The sequence below is a fragment of the Scytonema hofmannii PCC 7110 genome (assembly GCF_000346485.2).
In the GTDB taxonomy this organism is placed as follows: domain Bacteria; phylum Cyanobacteriota; class Cyanobacteriia; order Cyanobacteriales; family Nostocaceae; genus Scytonema; species Scytonema hofmannii.
The window spans coordinates 94,472-121,265 of record NZ_KQ976355.1 but is presented as its reverse complement, the minus strand read 5'-3'; the positions used below and the strand labels follow the sequence as shown (position 1 = coordinate 121,265).

General features: G+C 39.8%; 22 protein-coding genes and 2 pseudogenes. 21 read left to right on the top strand and 3 right to left on the bottom strand.

All coding sequences use genetic code 11. The annotated features are described in order from the left end of the window. Positions 1 to 528: 528 nt before the first annotated feature. On the bottom strand, positions 529 to 1,695 hold the full coding sequence (locus WA1_RS49430) for a GUN4 domain-containing protein (protein ID WP_017740950.1): 1,167 nt from the start codon (positions 1,693 to 1,695) through the stop codon (positions 529 to 531). A gap of 798 nt (positions 1,696 to 2,493) precedes the next feature. Between WA1_RS49430 and WA1_RS49420 the strand changes: the two genes are divergently transcribed. Continuing rightward, positions 2,494 to 2,952, top strand: a complete 459-nt coding sequence (locus tag WA1_RS49420; protein WP_017740948.1) for a TnsA endonuclease N-terminal domain-containing protein — start codon at positions 2,494 to 2,496, stop codon at positions 2,950 to 2,952. 63 nt (positions 2,953 to 3,015) lie between these two features. Here the strand turns inward: WA1_RS49420 and WA1_RS49415 are convergent. Next, positions 3,016 to 3,366, bottom strand: a pseudogene (locus tag WA1_RS49415) (four helix bundle protein); the annotation flags it as partial. Between the two features lie 49 nt (positions 3,367 to 3,415). On the opposite strand from WA1_RS49415, the pseudogene WA1_RS49410 reads away from it, so the two are divergent. The 3 genes and pseudogenes from WA1_RS49410 (at position 3,416) to WA1_RS49400 (ending at position 7,425) form a co-directional block, all read left to right on the top strand. Then, positions 3,416 to 4,633, top strand: a pseudogene (locus tag WA1_RS49410) (ISL3 family transposase). Between the two features lie 36 nt (positions 4,634 to 4,669). Continuing rightward, a complete protein-coding gene (locus tag WA1_RS49405; RefSeq protein WP_017740944.1) occupies positions 4,670 to 5,839 on the top strand; it encodes an ATP-binding protein in 1,170 nt (389 codons plus the stop codon). Beyond that, complete coding sequence (locus WA1_RS49400; protein WP_017740943.1) at positions 5,836 to 7,425, top strand: TniQ family protein; 1,590 nt, start codon at positions 5,836 to 5,838, stop codon at positions 7,423 to 7,425. Before WA1_RS49405 ends, WA1_RS49400 begins: the two co-directional genes overlap by 4 nt. A 608-nt stretch (positions 7,426 to 8,033) precedes the next feature. On the opposite strand, the gene WA1_RS49395 is transcribed toward WA1_RS49400, so the two are convergent. Next, positions 8,034 to 8,813, bottom strand: coding sequence for a hypothetical protein (locus WA1_RS49395; protein WP_017740942.1), 780 nt, complete (start codon positions 8,811 to 8,813; stop codon positions 8,034 to 8,036). A 339-nt stretch (positions 8,814 to 9,152) separates the two neighbouring features. Here WA1_RS49395 and WA1_RS49390 point away from each other — a divergent pair, with 339 nt between their 5' ends. The 17 genes from WA1_RS49390 (at position 9,153) to WA1_RS49320 (ending at position 26,777) form a co-directional block, all read left to right on the top strand. Beyond that, positions 9,153 to 10,010 carry an effector-associated domain EAD1-containing protein gene (locus WA1_RS49390; protein WP_017740941.1) on the top strand — a complete coding sequence of 286 codons (858 nt, stop codon included), beginning with the start codon at positions 9,153 to 9,155 and terminating at the stop codon, positions 10,008 to 10,010. An 18-nt stretch (positions 10,011 to 10,028) separates the two neighbouring features. Next, positions 10,029 to 10,589 carry a CbtA family protein gene (locus WA1_RS49385; protein ID WP_148663080.1) on the top strand — a complete coding sequence of 187 codons (561 nt, stop codon included), beginning with the start codon at positions 10,029 to 10,031 and terminating at the stop codon, positions 10,587 to 10,589. Between the two features lie 22 nt (positions 10,590 to 10,611). After that, on the top strand, positions 10,612 to 11,073 hold the full coding sequence (locus WA1_RS49380; RefSeq protein WP_081403184.1) for a tyrosine-type recombinase/integrase: 462 nt from the start codon (positions 10,612 to 10,614) through the stop codon (positions 11,071 to 11,073). 1 nt (position 11,074) lies between these two features. Beyond that, the gene (locus WA1_RS49375) at positions 11,075 to 11,284 is read left to right on the top strand and encodes a tyrosine-type recombinase/integrase (protein ID WP_419183638.1); all 210 of its coding nucleotides are present in this window, start codon (positions 11,075 to 11,077) and stop codon (positions 11,282 to 11,284) included. Between the two features lie 184 nt (positions 11,285 to 11,468). After that, positions 11,469 to 14,852 carry a helicase-related protein gene (locus WA1_RS49370; protein WP_017740939.1) on the top strand — a complete coding sequence of 1,128 codons (3,384 nt, stop codon included), beginning with the start codon at positions 11,469 to 11,471 and terminating at the stop codon, positions 14,850 to 14,852. Positions 14,853 to 15,298: 446 nt separating this feature from the next. After that, the gene (locus WA1_RS49365; protein WP_017740938.1) at positions 15,299 to 19,279 is read left to right on the top strand and encodes an Eco57I restriction-modification methylase domain-containing protein; all 3,981 of its coding nucleotides are present in this window, start codon (positions 15,299 to 15,301) and stop codon (positions 19,277 to 19,279) included. A gap of 25 nt (positions 19,280 to 19,304) precedes the next feature. Then, the gene (locus WA1_RS59110) at positions 19,305 to 19,499 is read left to right on the top strand and encodes a hypothetical protein (RefSeq protein ID WP_201789252.1); all 195 of its coding nucleotides are present in this window, start codon (positions 19,305 to 19,307) and stop codon (positions 19,497 to 19,499) included. 734 nt (positions 19,500 to 20,233) lie between these two features. After that, a complete protein-coding gene (locus WA1_RS49360) occupies positions 20,234 to 20,812 on the top strand; it encodes a hypothetical protein (RefSeq protein WP_017740937.1) in 579 nt (192 codons plus the stop codon). 216 nt (positions 20,813 to 21,028) lie between these two features. Next, positions 21,029 to 21,184, top strand: coding sequence for a hypothetical protein (locus WA1_RS57910; RefSeq protein ID WP_158516801.1), 156 nt, complete (start codon positions 21,029 to 21,031; stop codon positions 21,182 to 21,184). A gap of 151 nt (positions 21,185 to 21,335) precedes the next feature. Continuing rightward, positions 21,336 to 21,653, top strand: coding sequence for a hypothetical protein (locus WA1_RS49355; protein WP_017740935.1), 318 nt, complete (start codon positions 21,336 to 21,338; stop codon positions 21,651 to 21,653). Between the two features lie 34 nt (positions 21,654 to 21,687). After that, entirely contained in the window at positions 21,688 to 21,906 is a 219-nt protein-coding gene (locus WA1_RS49350; protein ID WP_017740934.1) for a hypothetical protein, read from the top strand. Between the two features lie 13 nt (positions 21,907 to 21,919). Next, positions 21,920 to 22,771 carry a hypothetical protein gene (locus tag WA1_RS49345; RefSeq protein WP_017740933.1) on the top strand — a complete coding sequence of 284 codons (852 nt, stop codon included), beginning with the start codon at positions 21,920 to 21,922 and terminating at the stop codon, positions 22,769 to 22,771. Between the two features lie 13 nt (positions 22,772 to 22,784). Beyond that, the gene (locus WA1_RS49340; RefSeq protein ID WP_158516800.1) at positions 22,785 to 24,224 is read left to right on the top strand and encodes a hypothetical protein; all 1,440 of its coding nucleotides are present in this window, start codon (positions 22,785 to 22,787) and stop codon (positions 24,222 to 24,224) included. 11 nt (positions 24,225 to 24,235) lie between these two features. After that, the gene (locus tag WA1_RS49335) at positions 24,236 to 24,937 is read left to right on the top strand and encodes a hypothetical protein (RefSeq protein ID WP_158516799.1); all 702 of its coding nucleotides are present in this window, start codon (positions 24,236 to 24,238) and stop codon (positions 24,935 to 24,937) included. A 96-nt stretch (positions 24,938 to 25,033) separates the two neighbouring features. Beyond that, positions 25,034 to 25,618, top strand: a complete 585-nt coding sequence (locus WA1_RS49330) for a hypothetical protein (protein WP_017740930.1) — start codon at positions 25,034 to 25,036, stop codon at positions 25,616 to 25,618. A 152-nt stretch (positions 25,619 to 25,770) separates the two neighbouring features. Next, the gene (locus WA1_RS49325) at positions 25,771 to 26,088 is read left to right on the top strand and encodes a hypothetical protein (protein WP_148663079.1); all 318 of its coding nucleotides are present in this window, start codon (positions 25,771 to 25,773) and stop codon (positions 26,086 to 26,088) included. Continuing rightward, a complete protein-coding gene (locus WA1_RS49320) occupies positions 26,079 to 26,777 on the top strand; it encodes a M23 family metallopeptidase (protein ID WP_017740928.1) in 699 nt (232 codons plus the stop codon). The genes WA1_RS49325 and WA1_RS49320 overlap by 10 nt, the downstream gene beginning before the upstream one ends. The last annotated feature ends 17 nt before the right edge of the window (positions 26,778 to 26,794 follow it).

The window sequence follows — 26,794 nt, the reverse complement described above, 5'->3', positions numbered from 1 at the left end:
TGGGTAAAATTGGGCAAGATAGAAGGCTTTGTATAAGATAGTTCTGATAGTTATTTCCTTCTGTCTCCTGCCTTGCCCAAAGAGCGTTAACAGAAGACATAATAATTGCCAATATAGAATTTCCGTAATTTACCAAGTTGCTGTACCAGGTAATGGATCGCCAGAAGTAAGAAGAAAAAAATTAGCTATAAAGAACATGAAGGAACATAAAGAGTTAAACACATCGTAGTCTTTATTTCAGTGTTTGTATGAGTGAACCAAGAGAACGAGTCAAATTGTTTTTACGGACGCATCGTGGCTGGCAGATGCACAAGTGATCGCGGATGTCTTAGGTACAACCAAGCAATCCATCATGAACTTGTGCGAGTGTTTGTGTGCATCAAATTCATACTATGCGTAATTTGTCAACACCTTCTACTCGACCGGCGCTCTAGCACAGCAGGCAGCTGCTTAATGTACTAATTGTGTAGTAAAAACACTGGGGAACCTCTCCCCAGTGACAACTAACCACCTGTAATTAATGCTTGTTTATTTGTATAGCTGGTTATACCAATTGCACTGGTTACAGCGCCATATGAGTGCTTCGGTGCTAGGATAATCTGATTTATTTATGGGTAGTTGCAGGAATTTATTGTGTATCTCTTTTTCATAAGAAGTACCTAGTAAACTAGGAGCAATTCGTATCTGCATCGTTTTTGGATCTATAGCAATTAAATTTAGATCAAAGAGAGTATGTAAATCGGCTCGCAGTAGTAATCCATTTGAAATATTATTATCCTCTGTTTTACAGTAGGGTATAATATGAGCTGCTTCTAATGCTTCCTGTGCATTACAACCGGACATAGCACAGCAATAGTTATAAGCATTAAGTAAAGCTTTACGAAATAAAGGTTGTCCTCGTCTTTGAGCGATTGATGTAATGATTCGCTTACGAAATACTTTACGTCTTTTAGGTGTATAGTAATTTTGACTTTCAAGATAGTCTATCTTGGTGTCAATTTCAGAAATTTCTGAAGTTATCGAAATTTGATTAATTACTGCTTGTAATTCTAGGTTTTGCTCCAGTCTTTGCTTTAAAGTTGGAAGACCATTAGCCGTTGTATTTACCAAATCACAAGTTTTTATACGAGCAAATAAATTCTCAAGAGGAGATATAGTACCGAAGTCAGGTAGGATTTCAAATAATTTTAAATCTGCTCCATACCCTAGAATCCTTACATATGCACTCAAAGATCGAAGTCCCATAATTCCAGGTGTCCAGGTCACTTCTGATGTGATCGGGATGATACCAAAGCCCCATCGAGGAAAATGCCCTTTTGGTACTTTTTGCAAATCTAGTTTCGTTTCATAATTTAGCCACCCCTCCTCCAAAAACCATCCTAATTTATAAGATAAAATAGAAAACGTTAAGAAGTTAGCTTTTTTATGTTCTTTAATAAGTACATCCCAAAAATTAGTTTGAATACTAAAACCAAAATATTTGTCACTGTAATACATCCAAAGTTGGTCAATTATCTGCAAATCTTCGCAAGGGATATTAGCAATATCTTGGCTTGTAATATTTTTATCTGTTGCGAACTGGAATATTAATCTTGCAGTTTCATCATCAGCTTTTAACCAATTTTTTATTAATAAAAAATTCTGCAAATGAGTGTAATCTATACCAGTGTCAGATATAAGCTTAAACTCAGACATAATGGCTATAATTCCTTCTAATTTTTCTTAAAGTATGTTGTAAAAGTATATGTGTGTGACTTAAAGGAAAAGATTGCCGTTTTTTAAAGTAAAAGCTTGCCCCCCACCGTAGAGGCTGAAAGCCTTATTATTTCGATTAATTCTGAATTATTCGTTGAATGTGCTTTGCGATCGCATTCTCGGAAACGGGAATTTGACCACAAAAGCAGCCAGGCTATAGGTTCAGCAAGCTTATCCTTTAATTTTCAGCAATCTTTTCCTTTAAGTCACACTGCTCGGTTTATGGTGCAGAAATTTTCTCAAATTATGATTCAAAGCACAGTATAGAATTAACTCTTCTCTAGTTGTAGCGAACTGCAAACATAAACGCTCAAAACTGCAAACAAGACGATTGTCAGTGTGACGATAATATTGCCAAAACTGGAACCAAAATATTGCCAAGATTTAGGCTGAAAAACTGATTGTTGAATTAAACACTCACTACTAAAATCTGCCGACAGTCATGATAATATTGCCGAAACCGAAAAATGGTACCATAAGCTTGCCAAAAGAGTTAAGTTAGGTAAACTGTCTGGAATGTTTTTGTAGCAATGGATAACATTAAGAAAATTATTTAGTGTGCGCTGCGGACTTAAGCGGTAGAGCGGGTAACGTTTCTTTTAGTCATCGCTTCCTGTTGTCGTAAGCTTGCTGTCGTAGTGTACAGCGTGTTTAACAAAAAAAGATTTCTAGAGCGTCGGCGGTGGCGCTCCAGAATGATTGAATTCTTCTTCAATGACAGGATTGAGGATCGGGGAGATGCTTACCGATGATGAATTTGGAAAATGGTGTATTGACCTGAAGTTGCCCGAATTAACTGTAAAAACGATTCAAGCAATCCGTCAGAGCGAACCGGCTCGACGAGTTGGGGGTGGAAGAAAAAATGTTTCGGGTTTTTATCCTAGCAAAAAAAACAAAAAAACTATTCAGTTCGAGTCTCATAAAGTTGAGCTTCCCTTTATCTATGAACTGGAACATTCGGACGAGGTTCTAGAATTTTATGACCAACCGCCTGCATTTAAAATTAAATATCAATCTTTATTAGGGCGTCAATTAGGATTTTTCTACACCCCAGATTTTTTTATCATTAGAAAAAATGGTGCCGGTTGGGTAGAATGCAAAACAGAAACTGAGTTACAAAAGCTGGTAGTTAAACAGCCTCATCGTTATGTAAGAGAAGAAAATGGTTGCTGGGTATCACCACCAGCTTCTGAATAGAATGGCACGAAAAAAGGCAGAGGGCAGAGGGCAGAGGGCAGAAGGATGGGGAAGAATATGTGTTTAAGTTTTCAGCTTGTTAATACTTGCGACCATAATTTTCTGCATCTCCTCAACTTCATTGGCGACAGGCGGAAAAAGTTTCTCGTCAGCTAATTTGACTCTTTGGGCAATGATCAGTTGTGTGTCTAACTCGCGAAGTGAACCCAAAGAAATATGAAGAAAATGGATGTACTCATTTTTACTACGTCTCCCATACCCTTCTGCAATATTTGAGGCAACGGAAACGGCTGAACGTCTTATCTGACGGGTCAATCCATAGAGTTCGGAATCTGGAAATTTACTGGTTAAAAGGTAACAATTAACAGCTAAATCAACACTTCGATTCCAAATAAACTGTTCTTGCGTACTTAGCGTGCTAAAATATTAATTTTATTACTAATATTTCCGAGTTAAACTAATTATGAAAAGAATAATGACCCAACTCTTAAATTTACCTGAGGTAGTAGTAGAATCAAGTCTGCAAGAGGGTCGCATCTTATTTATATCAGTACATAAAAAGGTGAAAAGTGCTGTCTGTCCACATTGTGGTATAAGCTCAGAGCATCTACATCAAAATCAAAAATATTTAGTCAAAGATTTACCAATGGGAGATAAAGAAGTAATACTAGATGTAAATAGACGAAGATTTAAGTGCAAAAAATGTCGAAAAACATTTAGTGAGAAGCTAGATTTTGTAGGAACAAAAAAGACATATACACATCGATATGCGGAAAATATTGTTAAACAAGTGATTAATAGTAATGTGAGTAGTGTTGCCAGAAATAATGGATTAACTGATGAAGAAGTAAATTCAATGATTAAGGATGTAGCGAAAAATGTGATGCCAATAGATTTAACAAATTTGAGAAGGTTAGGAATAGATGAAATTAGTTTGGTAAAAGGACAAGGTAAATTTATTGTTGTGTTAGTAGATATAGATTCAGGAAAATTAATAGGATTAGTACAAGAAAGAAAACAAATTCAAATCGAAAAGATTATGAAACAGTGGGGAGAAGAAGTTCTTCATCAAATAGAAGAAGTCAGTATTGATATGACAGGAAACTATAAATATTTAGTAGAGAAGATTTGTCCAAACGCCTTGATAACAGTAGATAGATTTCATGTTACAAAAATAATACATGAAGAGTTAAATCAAGTGAGAATAGCAGAAAAGAAAATAGCATCTGAATTAAATGTGCCAGAGAGAGAAAAAGTGTTTGAAAGTTTAAAAGGCAATAAATTTACAATTTTAAAAGCTGAAAATAAGCTGACAGAAAAGCAAAAAGATAAATTAGATAAAATTAAATAAGCTTCTCCTTTAATAGCAAAAATGCATTCATTGAAAGAAGAGTTTCACGATCTCTTTGATAAGAGCGAAGATTTAGGAACAGGAATGTTAAAGCTAATTGATTGGTTAAAGTCAGCCGAACCTTATTATCAAAAAAGTGTCAAGACAATTAAACGGTGGTTTGGAGAAGTAGTAGGATATTTTGAAAGAAGAACAACGAATGGAGTAGTAGAAGGAATCAATAATAAATTAAAGTTAATAAAGCGAAGTGGATTTGGCTTTAGGAATTTTCAGAATTTTGAAATTAGAGCTTTACTTTCTTGGCACTATGATATTGATTTAGCACGCTAAGTACGCAAGAACCCAAATTTTTGGCTCTTATTAACGATGTCTAATCCCAGGCATTTTCCCACTACATTACTGGCAGAATCACCAACAGAAAAGCTCTTGTACTTTGACAAGTATACAATGGCACACCCTCGCCTACAAGAAGCCTTTAATTTGCTCAAGCTGGCGGTTAGTAATTCTTCTGAGTCACGAATAATTTTTATTTATGGTCCAACAGGAGTTGGTAAAACTACCCTACGCTTATTAATTGAAAAGTGGTTAGTTGAGTCGTCATTACCACAACTAGAAATTGACCCTGGGTTCTTACCATATGCATCCGTTGAGGCAGTCATCCAAAAATCCGGTTTGTTTAACTCAAAAGACCATATTAAACGCTGCTTATTTGCCCTAAACGAACCACTAATTGACCACAAGATAGACTATGGTACGCGAGGTATTTATCACAACAATTTAGGGCAAATTGTGATTGAATCAAAAGTTATTGAAACTGATTTGGGATGGGCATTAGAGCAAGCTCTTAAACACGGGAAACCTAAAATCTTTTTTATTGATGAAGCTCATCATATGCTCATGGTCGCTTCTGGACGCAAGTTAACAGATTTACCTGAAGCAATAAAGTCCTTAGCCAACAGAACTGGAGTTGTGCATGGATTGGTAGGTACATACGAATTGCTGACCCTACACGATATCGGCGACCAGTTGAGCCGACGTAGTGTCTACTTACATTTTCCCCGTTACCATGCTGATATAGAACAAGATAGAGAAGTCTTCCAAAGTGTGGTTTGGGGTTTTCAACTCAGGATGCCATTACCCCAAGAACCAGATTTAGTATCCCATTGGGATTACTGTTACGAGAGAAGTTTGGGTTGTGTAGGGATTCTGAAAAACTGGTTTCAAAATGCGTTGTTCGATGCAATCACTGATGGCTCTGATTCTGTTGGACTTAAGCACCTAGAACGTCGCGCCCTATCGGTTACCCAATGCCGAAATATCCTCAAAAAAATTAAAGAAGGTGAGAAAAATCATGCACAACTCGAAGCGGAAGTTCAGCAACTGCGTGCAGAATTGGGTTTACCAATAAATGAAGATCATCTTGATAATGATATGAAAAAAGTTGAGATTCAACCACAACAGGATGACTCAACTTCTAGAAGAGTGCGTAAGAAAGTCGGAAAACCATTACCTAAGCGTCATCAAGTAGAAATATGAGTCATGTCCCTATATTAAACCTAAAAATTTACCCATCTTGGGATACGCAAAAATCTCCGATTCCACCAAGAAGTCGTTTATATAATCTAGAGCCAATTGGTATAGGAACTCCTTATGTAGAAAGTTTAACAAGCTATGTCACTCGACTAGCTGAACAACATTGCATTACTACTAGGCGGCTATTTCTAAATGAAATTGCCCCACTTATGAGTAGAGAAACAAAATTTTTAAAATCCAACAATTCCAGAGATGAAAGTATCAGTGAAATACTGAGAATTGGTAGGGATAGAACAACAACTAATGGCATGGGCTTGATTGCCAGTAATTTAATACATGCAATGTCTACTTTGACAAAACGAACAGACCTACATTTTCTTACCCTCACTCCTTGGGTTAAAGTCCTTTCCAAAAGGTGTTTACTTCGCCATAAACGTGCTTGGTGTCCCTTTTGTTATCAAGAATGGCGTGATAATAGTAAGAGTATTTATGAGCCACTTATTTGGTGTATCAATGTAGTTGAAATTTGTCCCATCCACAATCACACGTTTGTGTCTGTATGTCCTCATTGTTTGACTCAACAACTTGTATTTTCTGGCGATTCCCAACCAGGACACTGTAATAAATGCGGTAAATGGCTGGGGAGTTCCCAATATAAAAATTGTGAAGTAGATAAAATGAATACCAGAGATGAAATTGCTTGGCAACTTTACGTTGCTAACGAGTTAGGAGACTTAATCGCAGCTACATCAACTATCAAATCTACTCTCGATTCAAATCGAATTAGTAATAACATTACTACTTTTATTAATCAAATATTTCAATCAAATCAATCTGCTTTATCCCGTACCATCATTGTAAATGAAGCAACAATTGGTTTATGGCGCAAGGGAAAGGTAATACCTCAACTAGATAAGCTTTTGTTGTTAACTCATTATGCGAAAATCAAATTGCTAAATTTTTTGACAACAGATGTGTTGTTTTTTGAGAATTTTGTTCGCGTTCCGAACCCCAATCAAACTGAGAAGTCAAGAAAATCTTATAAGAGAGTAAGTTCAGAGAAAAAACAAGTTTTCAATATAATTCTTCAAGAAGTAATTAATGAATACCCACCGCCTTCTTTAGAAGATGTTGCTCTTCGTTTAAATAAGAGTTCAAATTTTTTACAGCATCATTTTCCCGAATTATCCCAAATCATTAAAGTTAATTATGCTGATTATAAAAGCTTGATTAGACACCAAAAAATTCAACCTGTTCTTGAACTAGCACTTCAGGAATTTCCACCTCCTTCATTTGGAGAAATTTCTCGACGACTAGGCTACAAAAATAACAGCTATTTATACAGATATTTTCCTGAGCTTTCTCGTTCTATCTCCAAACGTTACCAAGAATACAATAATGTAATTGGTAAGGAAAAAAGAGAACTTGTATGCCAAGAAATACAAAATACTGCTCAATTGCTTCATTCACAAGGACAAAAACCTACACAACGTCGGGTTACTCAACTTCTTACCAAGCCTGGTGTGATGCGTAACCTCTGGGTTCGGTCTTACTTACGTGAAGTTCAACAGTCTCTTGGCTATGATTAACAAGTTTAGCCACTAGCTATAAGTTATACGCTGATGATTACGATTATAAGCATAAGTTTGCCAAACTCAATTGGAAGCACAAGCATGCGAAAACGGCAATATTATCGTCACACTGACAAGTAACATTTTCAGCCTATCTTGCCCCTGGTGACAGCTTCGCTAGATCTGGCCCTTGTTAAGGCTTTTTAGTCATCAACAAGCACTGTGCCACTTGTAGTTTTTGTACTACAGTCATAGGCTTATTTTTCGTTCTAGTTGTAGCAAAATTCCACTTCGCTGGTGAGCCTACGAATGTGCCAGTTGCCTAGACATCGATTATTGCGCTCGCGCTCCCTCTCAAGAGAGCACGCAACCCAAAACCCCCAGTACGCGCCACTGAGGGGTTTTTGATTTGGTTGCACCTGACCACACGTTTTTTGACTTTTAATAATATCACGCTTGTTATGTTGAGTCAATCAACCCAGTCAAGTATCAATAAAGAAGGTTAAAACCTCTGGAGTTATTGGAATAGGGTATAGGGCGAGTGCTCAGGCGTGGAGTAGTTTGGCTATGGCTGCAAACAAGGGCTTAGCGAGCACTTTGGGTTGCTTATACCAACATCTGCATATTTAAATTGTTGAAGCAGTGTTCCATTCAGAATTAAAAAACATCAAATCTTGTGTATCAGATTCCAAGTGAGCCGCTTCGTTTTTTGATAGGTCATTCAGAGATAACCCTATGATAAGACTTTGCCCACCACTTAAAAGCATGAAACGACGGTGTTCTTTATCAGATTTTAATTGCCGGATTTCTCCTGAAGAGTTTAGCTCTTTAAACCATGAATGAATGTAAGGCTTAGTTAATCTATTACCCACCATTTTGCTCGAGGTAAGCAGGCGTACATTTTGTGAAACAGAGACTCCAAGTGTTGCTAGTGTTAAAATGTGACTCAAGCCTTTGTTATCTAAATAAGGGTCAAAGACTGCTTCAATTGTAGATGTGGCAATTAGTCCTACTAACTTGCTAAAATTTGTCGCAGGTTCATTTTGGTAAAGACGTATTGACGTTGGAGTTGAAGACCAGTCTATACGCTTACTCTCCGTGCGACCAATCTCCCGAACCGCCATTGTGATTGCTTGTTCCAGCCCTGCTAAATTCTCTGGAAATGCGGCAATACCAGCAACGTTTATACTATCACCAAAAAGTACACACCATTTTTCACCAGAATTGTCAATATTATAATCAATAAAAACCTTTTGGTTGTCGGTGACTCTTATAATAAATTGATTTTCACTGTTCCCCTGATAAATCTGCCATCCTTTACTTGCGTAGGCACTGAGATAACCAATCACATCTGCATGAGTTAAGCTTGGGGATGGGTAGCTTGGGAAGAGACTTTGGTTAGACATATTTATTTAAGTACCATTGGGTGTAGACGCTCTTTGCAGAGGGCAGTGTAGACTCTGGTAATGAATCGCTATTAATTTAGAGTAATGTATTATAGCTGATATCGGTGCATCTAGCGCTATCATAAGCAGAAACTATAAATGGGCGCTGAAATGGCGGTTTTGCGTGGGAGTCCGACAGAGCGATTGATAAGTCGGGATTATTTTGGGTGTCACTCATTCGGTAGAATAAGGGATTGAGTCACCTCCCCTGTCTTCCTTGGAAAATATAGTATATTACGCTCATAACACTACGATTGCAAGTGCCTAATTTTTCCTTTTAAAAAAATTATATTAAAAAATATGTCTTTATCCAGTAGGCAGCAGAAACAATTACTAGAAGCACTCATTGGGGCTTTTCCTGAACGAGCATCGCTAGAACAAATGTTATATTTTGAATTCAATAAAAATTTAGACGCAATTGCCGGAGGAGGTTCTTTAAGACAAGTTGTTTTTAATTTAATTCAGACAGCAGAAGCAGAAGGATGGGTTGAAGACTTAATTCGTGGTGCGTCTCGATCCAATCCTGGATATCAACAATTAACAACCATTGCTAATGAAATGTTAGGGTCGGATTCTAAATTGCAACCGAATATTTCATCAGCAAAAGGAAATTCTGTATCTATTAATGCTTCAGATACCACTTCAACAAAGTCTCAAATAGAGCCAATTGTCTTTTTCCTACGACTAATTCCACATTTTTTTATTGGATTTACATTAACATTAGAAAATCTAAGTTTTTTCCTATTAATAATAGTAGTAGTAATCTTCTTACTCTATCCAGAAAATTTCCTAAAATTAATAGTGTGGATTCTTGATAACCTCCAGGAACAAATCCATCATTGCTCAAATATATTTGAGACAATAAAATTTAAAAATCTACTAATTACGGGTCGATATTTGCTTGCTTTAGCATTAGGTGGTTCTTTTTTTGGAGGATTAGTTGCTAGTAGTAGTGGGTCAATTTTTGGTGCTGCTGGGGGAGCTATTTATGGATTAATTAGTCTAAATATAAATAATCCTAACATATGGAAGCAAGGTCAAAACGTAATTGCTTCTGCTTTAGGAGGAGCATTCCTTGGAGGGATAATTGGTCAAATACCTGGCTCAATCTTGGGCGCTATTATTGGTGCTACTTTTAAAATATTTACACTAATTTAAAATAAAGATTGAATAATTATGAGCAATTCACACAAATTAATTCTTTGGGGAATCTTATCCTTATTCTTTATTCTACTATATTATTTTCGGACTGGAAGACAGCTTCCTAACCTAACAAGTGTGATTAATATAGCTCTAGCTTCTGGTGGTTTTGTAACAAGCATAAGTTTATTTTGGCAATTAGTTTCATCAGCGAATCTTAGAACAATTCTTGAAAAGGAGATTGGATTTGATATAACTGCATTATATTTAGGAGTATTGGCTGCAGGTTGGGTTTCATTGCAACCCATAGCACAAATTTTTCAAGCTAGCTCCTTTAAGGGTATAGTGGAAGATTGTGAAGTTTATAATGGGAAAATATTACATTATAGATTATCATGCAATAATCAGATTTATCAAGTTGTGGTAAGGGAAGACGTATTTAATCAACTCACTTTAAGAAATAGAATCAGAAGTGTAATTCAACAACCTGATGATTTAATAGGAAGGAATGTGATTATAAAAGATATATCCCCTATTAGTATAGGCAGAAATCGTGAATTGAGAGTTAATGAGGTTCAACAAATAGTAATTAGCTAATTTCCCAGTGTAAAGTCTCCTTATGAAAATAAACCGTTTCGGGCGTGCAGAAATTCTCACTCCCGACCAAATTAATCTCTTATTTACAGAGGGCTTTGTCAAGCCACGCGATAAGGCATTGTTCGGAATGTGCCTTTACACCGCTTGTCGTATCAACGAAGCTTGTACCTTGCATCTACATGATGTGTTTGGGGCAAGAGGCGTAAGGAAGGTGATAGTATTCCAAGCGCCCAACACGAAAGGAGGCAAGGACACCAGAGAGGTGCAGGTACATCCACAGCTACGGCAATACCTTGAGGAATACAACCCGGATCGGCGCAAAGAGTTTCTTTTTCCCGGTAGGCATAACAGAGGACACATCCACACTGCCAGCGCTGACGACATCTTAAGAGAAGTTTGTTATAATACCATTTCTCTAAAACTAGACTACAGATTAAAAAAGGTTCGTATTGCGCTGTCTTCGCCACAACCTTCGGATGTGTAGTGTGAATTTAGAGAATTGGTATAACTTGGGCATTGAAGGCGTTAGCACCCACAGTTTTAGGAGGACAGCACTTACCAGGATGAGTGATGCTGGCGTACCATTGCGGCACATCCAATCAATCAGCGGTCATCGCACCTTAGCCGCTCTTGAGCGCTATCTTGGCGTAACTGACAAGCAAAAGCAGGATGCGATCTCTACCCTAAATTTTTAATGAGGTACCGTATAGGAGTAGGGAATGATTAACGTTTAAAACCCCTGTTTAATTGTCGCCCAGATCCCCTGAAATTTTTCGCTTTCCTAGCAACATGGCATTAATAACTCTAGGATTGCTTATACTCGTAGAACACTGCCAATAAGCAACCCACTATCACAAATTACCAACTAAGTATGAAATCATGCCACGCATCTTTGACAACATAGATTTGCAACTGCTACCAATTTTACGCTCGACGCTGAAAGTCTCGTATCGAGCGGATTTTTGCGTTGGCTACTTCAATCTTAGAGGTTGGCGGAAGATAGATGATTTAATTGAACAGTATGTTGGTAGCGAAAAGGCTTGTTGTCGTCTATTGATTGGGATGCAAAGTCTGCCTAGTGATGAAGTCCATGCAGCTTTCACCCTTGGCACTAGTGACGGGCGTATAGATAACAGTGCGATCGTTCGTTTCAAAAAACGGATGGCAGTTGAATTTCGCAAGCAGTTAACCCTTGGTGCGCCAACTAATCAGGATGAAGCGGGGTTGCGACGGTTAAGCCATCAATTGAAAACCGGGAAACTCGTTATTAAACTCTTTCTGCGTCACCCCCTGCACGCCAAGTTATATCTTGTACATCGCAATGACCCCAACACTCCAACCGTGGGATTTTTGGGTAGTAGTAACCTGACCCTTCCAGGACTGGCAAAACAAGGAGAATTGAATGTCGATGTTTTAGATCACGATGCCTGCAACAAATTACAAAAATGGTTCGATGACCGCTGGAACGAATACGGCTGTATAGATATTTCCAAAGAACTGGCAGAAATCATTGATGAGAGTTGGGCGAGGGAAGAATTAATACCGCCTTATCACATTTACCTAAAGATTGCTTATCATCTTTCTCATGAGGCGATCGCTGGAATTTCAGAATTTCGCATCCCCCGTGAATTTAACAACTTGTTTGAGTTCCAAAAAGCAGCCGTGCAGTTAGCAGCCCGTCATGTTACCAGACGCGGCGGTGTGCTGGTTGGGGATGTGGTTGGTTTGGGTAAAACTTTAGTTGGAACCGCCTTAGCCAAAATCTTACAAGAAGACTGTTTTTTAGAAACGCTAATTATTTGCCCTAAAAACTTGGTACAGATGTGGCAGGAGTATGTTGATAACTATCGCCTAATTGCCAAAGTGCTGCCCATTAGTAAAGTGCAGAATCAGTTGCCGGAATTACGTCGCTACCGAGTTGTGTTAATTGATGAAAGTCATAACCTGCGAAATCGGGAAGGAAAACGTTATCGAGCCATTGCAGAATATATTACTGCCAACGAAAGTAAATGTATTCTTCTCTCTGCCACTCCTTATAACAAAACCTACTTAGACCTTTCGTCTCAGCTACGGTTATTTGTCTTAGAAGACCAAGATTTGGGTTTTCGACCAGAAGCTTTTATAAGTGAATTGGGTGGTGAAACAGAGTTTATGAAACGCCACCAATGCCTTGTACGCTCGTTAGCGGCTTTTGAAAAGAGCGAACATCCTGATGACTGGAGAGAGCTGATGAAACGCTATATGGTAAGGCGAACCCGCTCGTTTATTAAAGAGAACTATGCCCACACAGACGAAACTGGACGTAAATATTTAGCGTTTTCTGATGGAAGAAGTTCTTATTTTCCAGATCGCATTCCTCGTACTCTCAAGTTTACTTTATCTAGCTCTGATACTGACCTTTATTCTCGGCTTTATTCTGAATCAGTAGTAGAAATAATCAATCAACTAAACCTACCTCGTTATGGGCTAGGAAATTACGTTGTCACTAAACACAAACAACCTCCCGCAGACACTGAGCAACGCCAGCTTAATGCATTATTTCGCGGCGGACGTAGGTTAATGGGGTTTTCGCGTACCAATTTATTTAAACGTTTAGAAAGTAGTGGGATTGCCTTTATTCAATCAATTGAACGCCACATTTTCCGGAATTTTATTTATTTGTATGCCCTAGAACAAGGACTTGATATTCCTATCGGTACTCAAGATGCTGAGTTATTAGACACAAATAATAACGATGAAGATACTGATTCCATAGCAGCCACTTTATTTGATACAGAAACCGAAGATGATGTAGATGATTCATCGAGGCAAGAGGAGAGAGAGGCAGAAAGTTTAACAGAAAAGAGTTTTCGACAAAAAGCCGAATTAATTTACACTGAATATGCAACCCGATATAAACGGCGATTTAAGTGGTTGCGTTCTACGCTATTTGATATTAAAAGATTAAAACGGGATTTACTGGCAGATGCCAAAGCACTGATTAATGTGCTGCAACACTGTGGGAAGTGGAACCCTAAAGAAGATGAAAAACTTGCTGTTTTGGTCGAACTGCTAACAAAAACTCACCCTGATAATAAAGTCCTAATTTTTACACAATTCGCAGATACAGTTCGCTATCTGGTTGATAATTTACAGGCAAGAAATATTAGTCATATGGCAGGGGTAACGGGTCAATCAAAAGACCCTACGGAACTGACAGGAAGGTTTTGTCCTGTGAGCAATGGAAAACGCGATCGCATTTCACCATCAATTGAGTTGCGAGTTTTAATTGCCACTGATGTTCTCAGTGAAGGTCACAACTTACAAGACTGTGCGATTATCGTCAATTGGGATCTACCGTGGGCAATTATCCGCCTAATTCAGAGGGCAGGACGGGTGGACCGGATTGGACAAAATGCAGAAAAAATCCTCTGTTATTCTTTCCTACCTGCGGAGGGAGTAGAAAGCATTATTAATTTGCGGGGGAGACTCCGCCAGCGACTGCAAGAAAATGCTGAGGTGGTGGGAACCGATGAAGCATTTTTTGAAGACGACGCTACTCAAGTCATTCTCGACCTCTACAATGAAAAATCTGGAATTCTGGATGGTGAAGAAGATACAGAAGTAGACTTGACCTCCGAAGCGTTTCAAATTTGGAAAAAAGCTACTGATGACAATCCAGCTTTGAGAAAGACGATTGAAGAAATGCCCAACGTGGTTTATTCTACCCGCACCCATATACCCCAACCTGTGCAGCCAGAGGGGGTACTTCTTTATATGAAAACTACTGAGGGTAATGATTCTTTGATTTATGTTGACCGCAAAGGAAATAGCGTCACTCAGTCGCAATTAGCAGTTTTAAAAATGGCGGCGTGTGAAGAAACGACTCCCGCCATTCCCAGAGATGAACAGCATCACGAGTTAGTTAAAAAAGGTGCTTCCCTTCTTGCTGAGGAAGAGAAAAATGCAGGCGGTCAACTGGGACGACCATCAGGAGCAAGGTTCCGCACCTATGAACGACTTAAGAGTTATGCTCAAGAAATGAAGGGAACGCTATTTGTCACTCAAGAACTGCTAAAGGCAATTGACGATATTTACCGTTACCCGTTGCGACAATCAGCAATTGATACTCTCAACCGTCAGTTAAGAAGCGGCATTAGTAATCAGCAGTTGGCTGAGTTAGTAGTGGCACTACGGATGGATGACCGTTTGTGTATTGTAAGTGAAGAGGTGGAGAAAAGAGAACCATCAATTATTTGTTCCCTTGGTCTGTTCTATAAGTAATCGTCGATGGCACTATCAATGCAAGTCTATGCAAATGAGATTTCAGGATAAATACTGATAACTTTGTGGCTTTCACAATTGTAATAAATTAGCTTTTTTTGAATTGCTCAACATAGTCAAAGTAGTGAAATACTTATATGACTTGCCATTTGAGTATATAACTTAAAACTCTTTAGAGTTGAAAGGTCTTGAAATTATGTTTTTTATGTGACCGTAGTTTAACCGGAATATTTCGGTGATTTTAAGTATATCTTTATATACTTTTAATTTATGAGGTAAGCACTGAAGCGCATAGCGACTTAAAGCACTAAGACAGATAAGTCACAGCTGTGAAAAATAACACTTCTAATATCCCCTATACGGGGGTAGGCACTACCATGCTCCCTATTATAAGGGGCTAAATTGCCATATCCGTCTATTTTTCTTGCCAGCTAAAAGGGTAAATTATGGTACTTAATTTTCAACGAACACGTGACTTACTCTATGACTTTAAATTTGAGGAGCTATTTATAGAGGAGTTAGGATGGTCACAAACTTCAAGGAAAAAAGCTGTTTCGTTGGAGATTGAGAACAAAACTTATGAATACCAGCGCATTGCAGAATTTTCGGGTGTAGGGGTTTTTGAAGTTACAGCAGCAGATGGTGTAATTCCAGAAGCTAAGGTTCGCGCTGCAATTCATCAAGAAATTACTAAGGACAAAGCTGAAAATCTGCTGATTTTTATTGACAGTCAACGTACTCGCAGTCTTTGGTATTGGGTAAAGCGGGAAGAAAATAAAAGCTATATTCGTGACCATTTATATGTAAAAGGTCAACCGGGAGATTTATTTTTAAGTAAGCTGGGTTCTTTAGTGATTGATATCACGGAACTTGAAGATGACGAATTATCAGTTGTAGAAATTGCTTACCGACTGCAAAAAGCTTTTGATGTAGAGCGAGTCACTAAACAGTTTTATAAGGATTTTCAAGAGCAGCATCAGCAGTTTTTAGGTTATGTAAAAGGGATTCATAATAAAAATGACCGACGTTGGTATACATCGGTGCTTCTCAATCGGATGATGTTTGTTTATTTTTTACAGCGGAAGAGATTTATTGATAATGGAGATTTAAATTATCTGCAAAATAAACTTGAAGCGAGTAAGCGGCGTGGTAAAAATCTCTTTTATAAAGAATTTCTTCAAGCGTTATTTTTTGAAAGTTTTGCTAAACCAGAAACAGACCGCGATGCATCAGTACAATCATTGGTAGGAAATGTAAAATATCTCAACGGGGGATTATTTTTAAGGCATCGTATTGAGCAAGAGTATAACATTACAATAGCGGATGAGGCGTTTGAACAAGTTTTCAATTTATTTGCTCGTTATTCTTGGAACTTGGATGACACGCCAGAGGGGAAGGATGATGAAATTAACCCCGATGTGTTGGGTTATATTTTTGAAAAATATATTAATCAAAAGGCTTTTGGAGCTTACTATACTAGACCACAGATTACTGAATATCTATGTGATAGAACGATTCACAAATTAATTGTAGACCGCGTCAATGATGCGTTATCTGATAGGTATAGACCATTCGAGGATATCAACGAACTACTCATCAAGTTAGATGCAAACGTCTGCCGTTTGCTGATAAAGAATATTCTACCTATGTTATCAATTCTTGACCCAGCTTGCGGGTCAGGTGCATTTCTCATCGCTGCTATGAAAACGTTAATTCAAGTTTATAGTGCGGTGATTGGCACAATTGATTTGATGGGAGATGCCAATTTAAAAAGGGAACTTGAAGATACAAGAAAGTTACATAAATCACTATCATATTATATTAAAAAGCGGATTGTTACTGATAATCTCTATGGTGTAGACATCATGGAGGAAGCAACAGAAATTGCTAAACTACGTCTTTTCTTAGCATTGGTTTCTTCTGCTCATGATGTGGATGAATTAGAACCTCTGCCCAATATTGACTTTAACATTATGGCGGGTAACTCGCTGATTGGGTTAATTCGAGTCGATGAAACCGCCTTTGATACAGTTGGCAATTCCAAGCAGGGAAATCTTCTTCAAGCTTTAGCAGCAGCTAATTATAAAGCCATCTTAGTTGAGAAGAATAAATCGATTGAACTTTACAAAAAACACGCTTTTATATCTGGTGAGGAACAACTTCCTGGCGAACAACAGGGAACAGAACAACAATCACGATTGCAAATGCTGCGTAGTCATATTGAAAAACTCAACCGAGAATCGCAAGAGAAGTTAAATCTTCTGCTGTTGAATGAGTTTAGCCAACGTTTGGGTATCAAGTACGAGGAAGTTCAGTTAACAGGTAAATCAAAGAAACGGGTGTTGACAGTTGATGATATCGCAGCCCTCAAGCCTTTTCACTGGGGTTATCACTTTGATAAAGTGCTAAGGCGTGGTGGATTTGATGCAATTATCACTAATCCTCCTTGGGAAGTTTTTCAAACTAATGAAAAAGAATTTTTTAATGAGTATAGTGATGTCGCTACAAGAAAAATGATGGATGTATTTGAATTTATTAAAAAGCGTGACGAACTTTTACAAGATGACGAGATACAATTAGCTTGGTTAGAATATTGTAGCCGTTTTTCTTACCAAAATGCTTACTTTAAAAGAGCAGAACAGTATAAAAACCAAACTTCCGTGATTAATGGTAAAACTGTTCCTAGTAAAAATAATTTATCTAAACTTTTTTTGGAACAATGCTTTAATTTATTACGTAATGCTGGACAATGCGGTATTTTAATACCCACAAGTCTATACAGTGACGCTGGTAACAAACAGTTGCGAGAAATGTTATTCCAGGGAGCTAAAATTTATACTTTGTTTGGACTTTCGAATGAAAGGTTTATCTTTGAAGGGGTAGATCACAGCTTTAAATTTTGTTTACTTTCTTTTGAAAAAGGTGGTTCAACTAATTCATTTCGTGCTGCTTTTAGAATTGTCCCAACAGAGGCTGTGTCTCCAAAAAATCTAAATTTATTTCTAAGTAGTAAGAATGAACACATAGAAATACCACTTACAGTAGTACAGCATTTTTCTCCCGATTCATTTTCAATCACAGAGTTTAAGCATCAAATAGATATAGACATTGCTGAAAAACTGTCATCGTTTCCTTTTATAGGTGAGCAAATAACCGGGAAATGGAATTTAAAGCTGACAACGGAATTTGATAAAACTGCCACTAAAGATTTCTTTTTATTGTCTCCTTCACCTCAAAATCAACCTCTTTATGAAGGTGGTATGATTCATCACTTTAAACATAATTTTGCTCCTCCCAAATATTATATAAATATTCAGAAAGGACGTACCAAGCTTGCGGGTAAAAAGAGTACAAACTATAATACACAACTTGATTGTGATGAGTATAGACTCATCCATCGTCGGATAGCTAGACAAGGACACACAAGAACTTTGATTTGCTGCATCATTCCTAAAAATACATTTTGCGATAACTCAGTTAATTATGCTGTTCCTAGAGGGTACTCAAAAAAAGAGTTGGTTTTTATATGTGCTGTCTTCTGTTCGTTTGTCTTGGATTTTCAAGTACGTGGTCGTGTGAACAATAATGTGACAATTGGGTTAATAAATCAACTATCCGTTCCACGTCTAACAGAAAGTGATCGCTACTTTAATGAAATAGTAGAACGTGCCGTAAAACTCATCTGCACCACACCTGAATTTGACGAACTCGCACAAGAAGTCGGATTAGGTTCTCACAAGCAAGGCGCAACCGATGAAACAGAACGGGCTAAACTACGAGCAGAGCTTGATGGAATGATAGCCCATCTCTACAATTTAACCGAAGAGGAATTTGCATACATCCTCAGTACATTTCCCATCGTTCCCGAACAAGTTAAACAGAATGCATTAAAAGCTTATCACGCCTTTGAACCTAAGTCTGGAGATACAGGAATTGTGGCATTAATTGAACAAGGTGAAAATCACCAACTAGAATTTAAGTCAACTGCACGTTGGAATTTGCGGGAGAACAAACAAGATAAAGCAATGGAACATGAAATAGTCAAAGCCATTGCCGCATTTTTAAATACTAATGGTGGAACTCTGTTGATAGGTGTTGACGATAATGGCGTACCAATCGGGTTAAATAACGACTACCAGACCTTGAAAAAGAAAAATAATGACGGCTATATGCTGTTTTTGAATAATGACCTACTACTGAGGGAGATTGGTAAAGAATTTGGTACTCTCTTCCGTATCACCTTTCATCAGGTAAGTGGACAAGATGTGTGTCGAGTCGTTGTCCAACGCTCACCCAAACCTGTGTACGTCAAACTTAAAGATAAAAACGGCAAGGAAGAAGAAGTTTTTTATATTCGTAGTAATAACTCAAGCATCAAGCTTTCAACTAAAGAAGCTGTGGAATATAGCAGGAACCGTTGGGGTTAAAATTCTGTTAATTACCACAATACCTTTGCCAATTGTGAAGAGAGGTGGTGGTAGTGAAGTGAAGTTAAAGAATGTAAGAAGTTTAGTACTACAACGAGACTTTGACGAAGGGGTATGCCAGTTGTGGGTGGAGAATCAATGGGCGTGCGATCGGTCTTCGGTGAAGGGGTATGCCAGCTGTGGGTGGAGAATCAATGGGTGTGCGATCGGTCTTCGGTGAAGGGGTATGCCAGTTGTGGGTAAAGAATCGACCAGGGGTGTGCGATTAGTCTTCGGTGAAGGGGTATGCCAGTTGTGGGTGAAAAATCGACCAGGGGCATGCGCTCGGCTGTTGGTGACGAAGGTGTAGGAACTAGCTTATGTAACTCGTTATTTTTCCCGGACGCCAAATAAGAGTGTGAAGCTTTACTGTAATTGCAGAACTAAGACCGATAAGCTTAACTCCCCGCAATCAAGTTGAGAAGTGCGGAAGATCGAACAAAAGTTGCCACAAAGTAGTGCGATCGCAATTTGAGGAAGTGCTTGTCCAAAATGCTTGCTGCTACTTGATTTGACCGATTAATCTAAAAATACGAGCTAATTCGGAGCTATTCAAAAGCTAAAAGCATGAATGCCGAAAAACAGCTTCTAGTAAGGATTGAAGTAGCCTAGATGCTACTATGGCAACCCAAAGAAAACCCGTAGACGTAAGTTACGTCGATCTAAGTACAGGCAACAAGCGTACCATATGGCGGAGAGCTTTGCTCAGGCAGTACCTGGGAGTATCAGAGCCAACCTTCAAACGTGACTTGTCGATTTTGATTAGTGAATGCCCCGAATTCAACCACTTCCCCTATGGAAGAACGTTTTCAGACTTTCAGCGCCACTGCTTTGATGCAATCAGACAATGGAGGGATGAAGGTTGTATTGAGGGAGAGATTAGAAAAAAATTGAGAGAAGAAGGACTACCAGACTATGACAGTAACAAAGAAACAACTGAAACAAGAAATTGGAGCAACCAGCGTTGCGGAAGTGACCACAATTTTGCAAGTTGCTAATCGTCCTTTCTCAGCACAAGAGATTGCTGATGAGGATGCAGAGTTCGTAAGACAAGCTTACAAATTGATTAAGCAAGGGATGACTGTTGTTCAAGCAGTCCAACATATTTCTGGCAAAGAAAACTTGAAGAATGATAAAGCGACGGAAGGAGTTCACAATCAGGTGAATGAGCAGGTTTCTGCTGGCGTCTCCAGCAAGGACGAAGTTTTATCCAATATGCTGATTGATGATGTCAGAAAGAAAGCAATCCAATACAATGCTGCTTTCTTCACGCTTCTACCTGCTGCCATTAATTCGGCTGAAGTTTTAGAATCTGATGCAGTTCAAAACGCGATCGCTTACACCAATGGAGCAATAGGCGCTGCTGAAACTGGAGAATTGAACTTGGGTGACAATGATTTTTTGATGACGGCAGTGAGAACAGCATCATCCAAAAACTTGCTGCCACCAACGCCACGCAATGTGCGACTTTTATCAGACAGTACGCAAGGGTAGAAAGTGCAAAGCGAGTTAACCAGGCTCGCAATGAATTCGCGGTTGTTTCATCTGCAGCGCTGGGGGTGGAAGCTGTTGGGTGTTTCGCCGGAGTATCAGCAGCACTTGCGATATCGTCACCGCCGCCGCGCACGTTCGATCGAGTATTTGCTGTTAGTTCAATAGCTATTGGCATCAGCACTTTAATGTCGTTAGTAGTAATCGCAACTTATGTTTTTGTCCGCAGATCTTCAAACCATACAGGAGATTAATTTAATCATAGAGGCAGAAGAACCAGAAGAGGAAGAAAAAGAAGAACCTGTCGATCCTATAGAAGCCGAGGAAAACACGGTTCATAACATAGCAACGCTTTGGTCTTTGTCAGACCAGTAACCGGAAAATTTTCCTTCTTTGAAGGAGCCTAAATGTACTGGAGATACAACGGTTATTTTGAACTAGATGGCGTTCTGTATGCCAGTTTAAATGCAGAACCAGTAGCTGTAATTAATTGAACCGTCCATTACAGATTGAGGAGTAGATAATTATGTACGACCAACAGGTATATCAAGTTCAGGTTGTTGAAAATCCTTGTGAAGATAATCCTTATGAAGATTATGAAACAATTGATGACACCGATTACCCACTTGCACATGGTTCATTCTTGCCTCATCTATCAGGCTTGTTGCCAGTTGAACTAATTTTCCGCCTGGGACAAGGTGAGCAAGCGGCTTTGAATGAGGTTTATCAACACTATGGAGTCAATGTTTACACTAAAACAGTTCTTATCTGGAATAGGCTTGCTAAAGCAAATTATTGGGAGAAATGCGATCGCAAAGCAGTCCAAAAAAAAAGCGACTGGTAATAAATAAGAAAAGTAAACAGCAAAGGAAACGACGATGAACACATTATGTTTACTAGCTGAAGCATCAGTTGGAGCTTTTGTTAACAGTGCGATCGCTTGTGCAATGGGTAGCTTGTTGTGTAACCCGATCGCTATCGTTTGTGCGGGTGGATTGATTGGAGTTATGTGCGCGTCAGTGATGAAAGAGACATTAAAACTTTTGACCCCACAGCAACCTAGCAAAGTACTTAAATTCCGGCGGCGGAGTGTGTAAAGGAGTGTGAGTTATGCAATCCCCGCCAGCGAGAGGTGATGATGACTTAGAAAACAGATTAGTAAGAGCGTTGCCAAATAAACCAGTAAGCTTAGAAGCCATTAGACAGCGTAGAGAGCAAAGAAAGCTGATAGTGCTGCTGCTAGTTTGTGGCATTGGAGTAATTGGAATTGCTTTAATGTTCCTTGTCGCGGCATTTACTAGCCGCAGCAATTCAGAAAACTTAGGGGCTGTAGGCTTACCTGACAACCCAGAGGTTAACCAAACTAGAACTGCAGAAGTTGCAGCAAGAGACGCTTACTTACAAGGATTAACCCGCTTCGATAGAAACTTAGATATTGCTAGTGGTGGAGGATGGTTACAACAAACCACAGGGAACTGCGCTTCCGATCTAGGTTTCAAGATTGAAAGCCAACGCAATAACCCTAAAAGCTTTTTGTTTCGCCTTGATAGAAATGTTGGGTTAGCAGTTCACCAGGAAAAATATAATAAGTGGCTGACGCTGGCTGCCAACGGAGAAAGCGCAGAGATTCATTACACCAATAGCAACGGAGTCCGTGTCAAAGAAATTGTTAAGCCTTCGATGTTCGCTGGCATCGCAATGCTTGGGTTATTATGCGTAGATCAAGCAACTTATTTAAGTCAGTATCCGAACTACGACTTAATTGCTATCTACACCGACCTAACAGAAACGCAAAATCAGCAAAGGTTGGCATGGGCAAGCCGTGTAGCAGCGCAAAACTTAGCTGACCCAGCAGAAAAGATTCGGAACATTGAATCCTGGGAAAGGAGTATGACAGGTAAGCAATCTTTACAAAAGCGGTTAGGTCAGCCCAATTCGGAAGATACGTCAGGGGGTGATTGAAGTGTTGTGGGCAATGGTGAGAATTGGAGGGGGAGTTTTTCTGGTTATTTTTGCTGCTATTGCGGCAGGAAGCGCCAATCAAAAAGTAGAGACAATAGGCACACCAGACCCAATGTCGAACGCTCAAGCGATTGTGCGTCAAGAGCAACCGGGAAAACCGTGGCAAGTAGGTGGTGCGGCGATCGCATTTGTAACCGGCTTGGGATTGCTGGGTTCTGCAGCGTGGGATTTAATGAATGCGAACGACAAAGAAGCTGAGCAAGCCATGTTGCTACTACAGGCACAGCAGGCACAGCGTAAACCCCTACCCGTACCAATGCCTCAGCAATCGGTGCAAGAAGAGCTACAGATCGCATCTGTCCCTGTACTTCCCCCATCATCAGCACCTGTACCCAACAGCCCACAGACGCAAATCCAGCCATCTTCAGAATCACAGCCCATGAACGAAACTGTGTTACCGCCTCCGCCAGTTCAGCCACCAGTCCCACCGCCAGCCCAGCCGATTGAAATTCCCGATCCAGAAAATGTTCCAGGTGCTTTTTACCAACAGCAAGAAATTTATTTACCACCGACAGAACCAGTTATCTGGGCAACGCCTGTTGCGGCTGAAGACCAATTTTATAAGGCGCATGAACAAGATCGGTATGCCACGGTGCGTTCTCTTGTTGATGAGGGAAACGTGGGGATTATCGGAAGCCAGAAAGGCTCTGGGAAAACTTCCAAGCAGTCGTGGTTGATCGGGGAACATATTAAGCAAAAACACTTAGTTTGGAAAGTTGACCCGTTTTGTGCCGGTTACCAGTTTAAAGGCATCAAAGTCTGGGGAAGGGGATTTAACTATAACGATGCGGCACAAGGGATTAGGCAGTGGACAAACTTAGCAAAGCAACGTATGCAAAGGAGGGGAGACGAAACTTGCAGATACGATCCATTTGAAGATTACCATCTGCATTTAGCCATTGATGAGTTGTCAAACTATGGTCGGAATATCGACCAGATAGACGCTTCTATAATGCCAGACTTTTGGGAAGTCACTATCCAATTCATTAGGCAAATGAATATGAGCTGCAGCTTTTGCAGTCATGGCGACACCCAAGCGTTATTGGGAGGTGAAAAAGCTCTTAAAGGGAAATCTGAAACAATAAGGCAGGGCATCACGTGGCTGTATTGTTACGCCCAAACAGACACATCTGTAAAAGGCAACAAACGCTGTGCTGGCTATGCGGACTACGTTCGGTTTGAGAGTGGCAACCGGATCGCTGAAAGGATTGATGTTCCTTCATGGATGCAAGGACCAAATCCTGATAATGATTTTACTGAAATGGTGAAGGAGCATTGTCCACAGTATTTATATGTTCCTGGCTCAACTAAGACACCCGTTATTGGTCAAACACCTGAAGAGTTCCGTAAAAAACTAACAGATATGGAGAAGGATCTATGGGAGGACAATTGAATTCAGTTGAAATGTCTCAAACACTTGAAAACCAAATCAATGCTTTAGTTAACAAACCAATAGTTGCATTTGTTGAGACACCTGAATCGAAAGCAAAACCCAAACAAAATTGGTTTATTGGAGAACATATCAGAAAACAACACCTAGTTTGGAGAATCGATCCCCATTGTTCTATCAAGGAATATCAAGGGATCGCAGTTTGGGGAAGACCGCTCGATTACAAACAAGCTGCTATAGGTATACGCCAATGGATAAACCTTCTGAAAGAGCGGATGCAGCGCAGAGGAGACGCACTCGCTAACTACGAAACCCTGGACGATTTTCACCTACATTTAGCTATTGGATCTCTACAAAACTATGTCCACATGATAAATGAAATAGAACCAAATCTAATAGCAGAGTTTTGGAATTCAGCTATAGCTTTTGCACCACTTGTTAATATGAGTCTTAGCTTTTGTTGCGATCGCAATTTTGGCAGACTACTAGTAGCAAAAGGACGGCTCCTAACATTCATGGAAGCCACAACTTGGATTCACTGCTATGCCAGTAGCGATGACAAATATGTAGGTCACGCCAATTATGTTACTTACGAAGACAAAGACCGAATTTCCAAACCGTTTCACGTTCCAGAATGGATGCACTGCTGTAATAGTGATTTCACAGGGTTAATTAGTGAACACTGCCCACATTTTTTGTACAACCCAGGGTCTTAGGGTGGTTTGAATGAATATAAAACCATAAGCACACGATTAACAGTTTGCACTTATCGGATTCTTGCCGAATGATTTATTGATTCAAAGGAGTAGATTATGACTAATAATCGTGGTGGACAAATCGTCCACAGGCAACAAGTACAGCCAATGGTTTATCAAGGCGTACCGCAGCCTCCAGTAGTACCTCCAGCTTATCAAACAGGACCAATACAGCCAGTTGTAGTGCCGCAGCAGACTCAGATGGTCGAGTCCATGCAAGCTTATTTGCAAAGCACTCAACCCACAACAGCTACGTATGTTCCAGCTCAGTGGGTTCCGGGCGTTGATAATGGAGCAGTCAATCCTTCGTTTTTGATTCCTCGTGTACTTAAACCCCATGAAGCGTGGGATCTGCACCCCGACAATCCTAAGCGAGCATGGAAGTTGTTTCCTGCCATGCTCCGCACGCTGGTCACGCAGCCGGGGCAAAGTTCGCTCGCGCTACTGACTTATAGCGGTATTGCTCTTGGAGGATTTTGTGCTTTGATTGGTGCAATATGGCTGTTTGGCGGTGGTTGGAATCGGACGACTACAGTTATCGGTCCTGGCGCACCAGGATACAACAGAGCTGTGGAAAGGAGCCAACTGACTCCAGCAAGGTATGCACCGCTTTTCCCGGTTGTTGATTCTCCTAGAAGATAGTTTTGTCCTCAGCCGGAAAATTTTCTGGTCGAGGGTCTGACACGTAAAAAAAGGGAAGCCTTCTAAAGTTTACAATCTCAACTACAGCACGAACAATCTTGCTATTAAGGCTTCCCTTTTTTTGGGGACAATGCGAGGCTACCAATTTGACGATGAAAATACCGCACGGATTGATTGTTCAGATATGCTTTTGGCTGGTATTGGTAATGTTTGTGTTGGATCGGCTCCAGCCAGGATACATGAAATTTTACGGCGAAGTTCAATTCTTGTCGCTGTTAAAGCTGCCCCTTGAATCTTTTGAAACAATTAAAGAACCAAAAGCAGTTCCTCAACCCAAAGCACCATCAGTTAACGTAGAGCCAAATCAAGTACAGACTGTAGAAGACACGGGAGAATCACAAAAAAATTGTCGGAGACCTTCCACAGCACTAGATAAGTATTTGGCAGGAATGGGTGAACAATGCCTCTAAAGCTTAAAATCGATTTTGAATGCGGGCAACAACAGCAGTTCGTAGAACCGATTAGCACGGTTAGCTCTCAGTTACTTGTTCCGCAACCGCAACAGACCGTACAGCCAAGAAGCCGAGAACAGCTAAAACTGTGGATAATGTCGCTGACTACACTTGGTATGGCGATCGCAATTACCAACAAAGATGTCAGTGATTGGCTCAGCCAAATTAGTTCACCGCATATTCCTCGCATCATTATTGATGCTCCAAACGATCGAGCACAGCAGCCTAAGCGACTGCCAAACCTAAAAAGCGTCTTTCCTCTCACTAAGAAAGCTCCAATTACAGACGTTCCCGGTAGCTGCCGGGATAGATGCACTCGAATTCACGCAGGAACAGACTACGCCTACATTGGAGCGGTATTAAATGCTCTTGCTGGGCGAGTTGTTGAAGTGAATCCCCGTTCGAGATCTGGCGGCGTTATTGCAGTTGAGTCGCAATGGAACGGCGAGTCAGTAAAGTTGCGTTATGTGCATCTTGATAGGCAAACTGTTGCGAGCTATAAAGTTGGTGAGTTTATTCCAACTGGGAAAGTATTGGGCTATATTCGCGAAACATTTCCTGGTTCAACAGGTCCACACGCCCACATTGAAGTTTATCGAAATGGGCGTTTGGATTGGAAGGGGTACAGATTTCTGGCGAAGTTATGATTGATTTACGGAGCCAA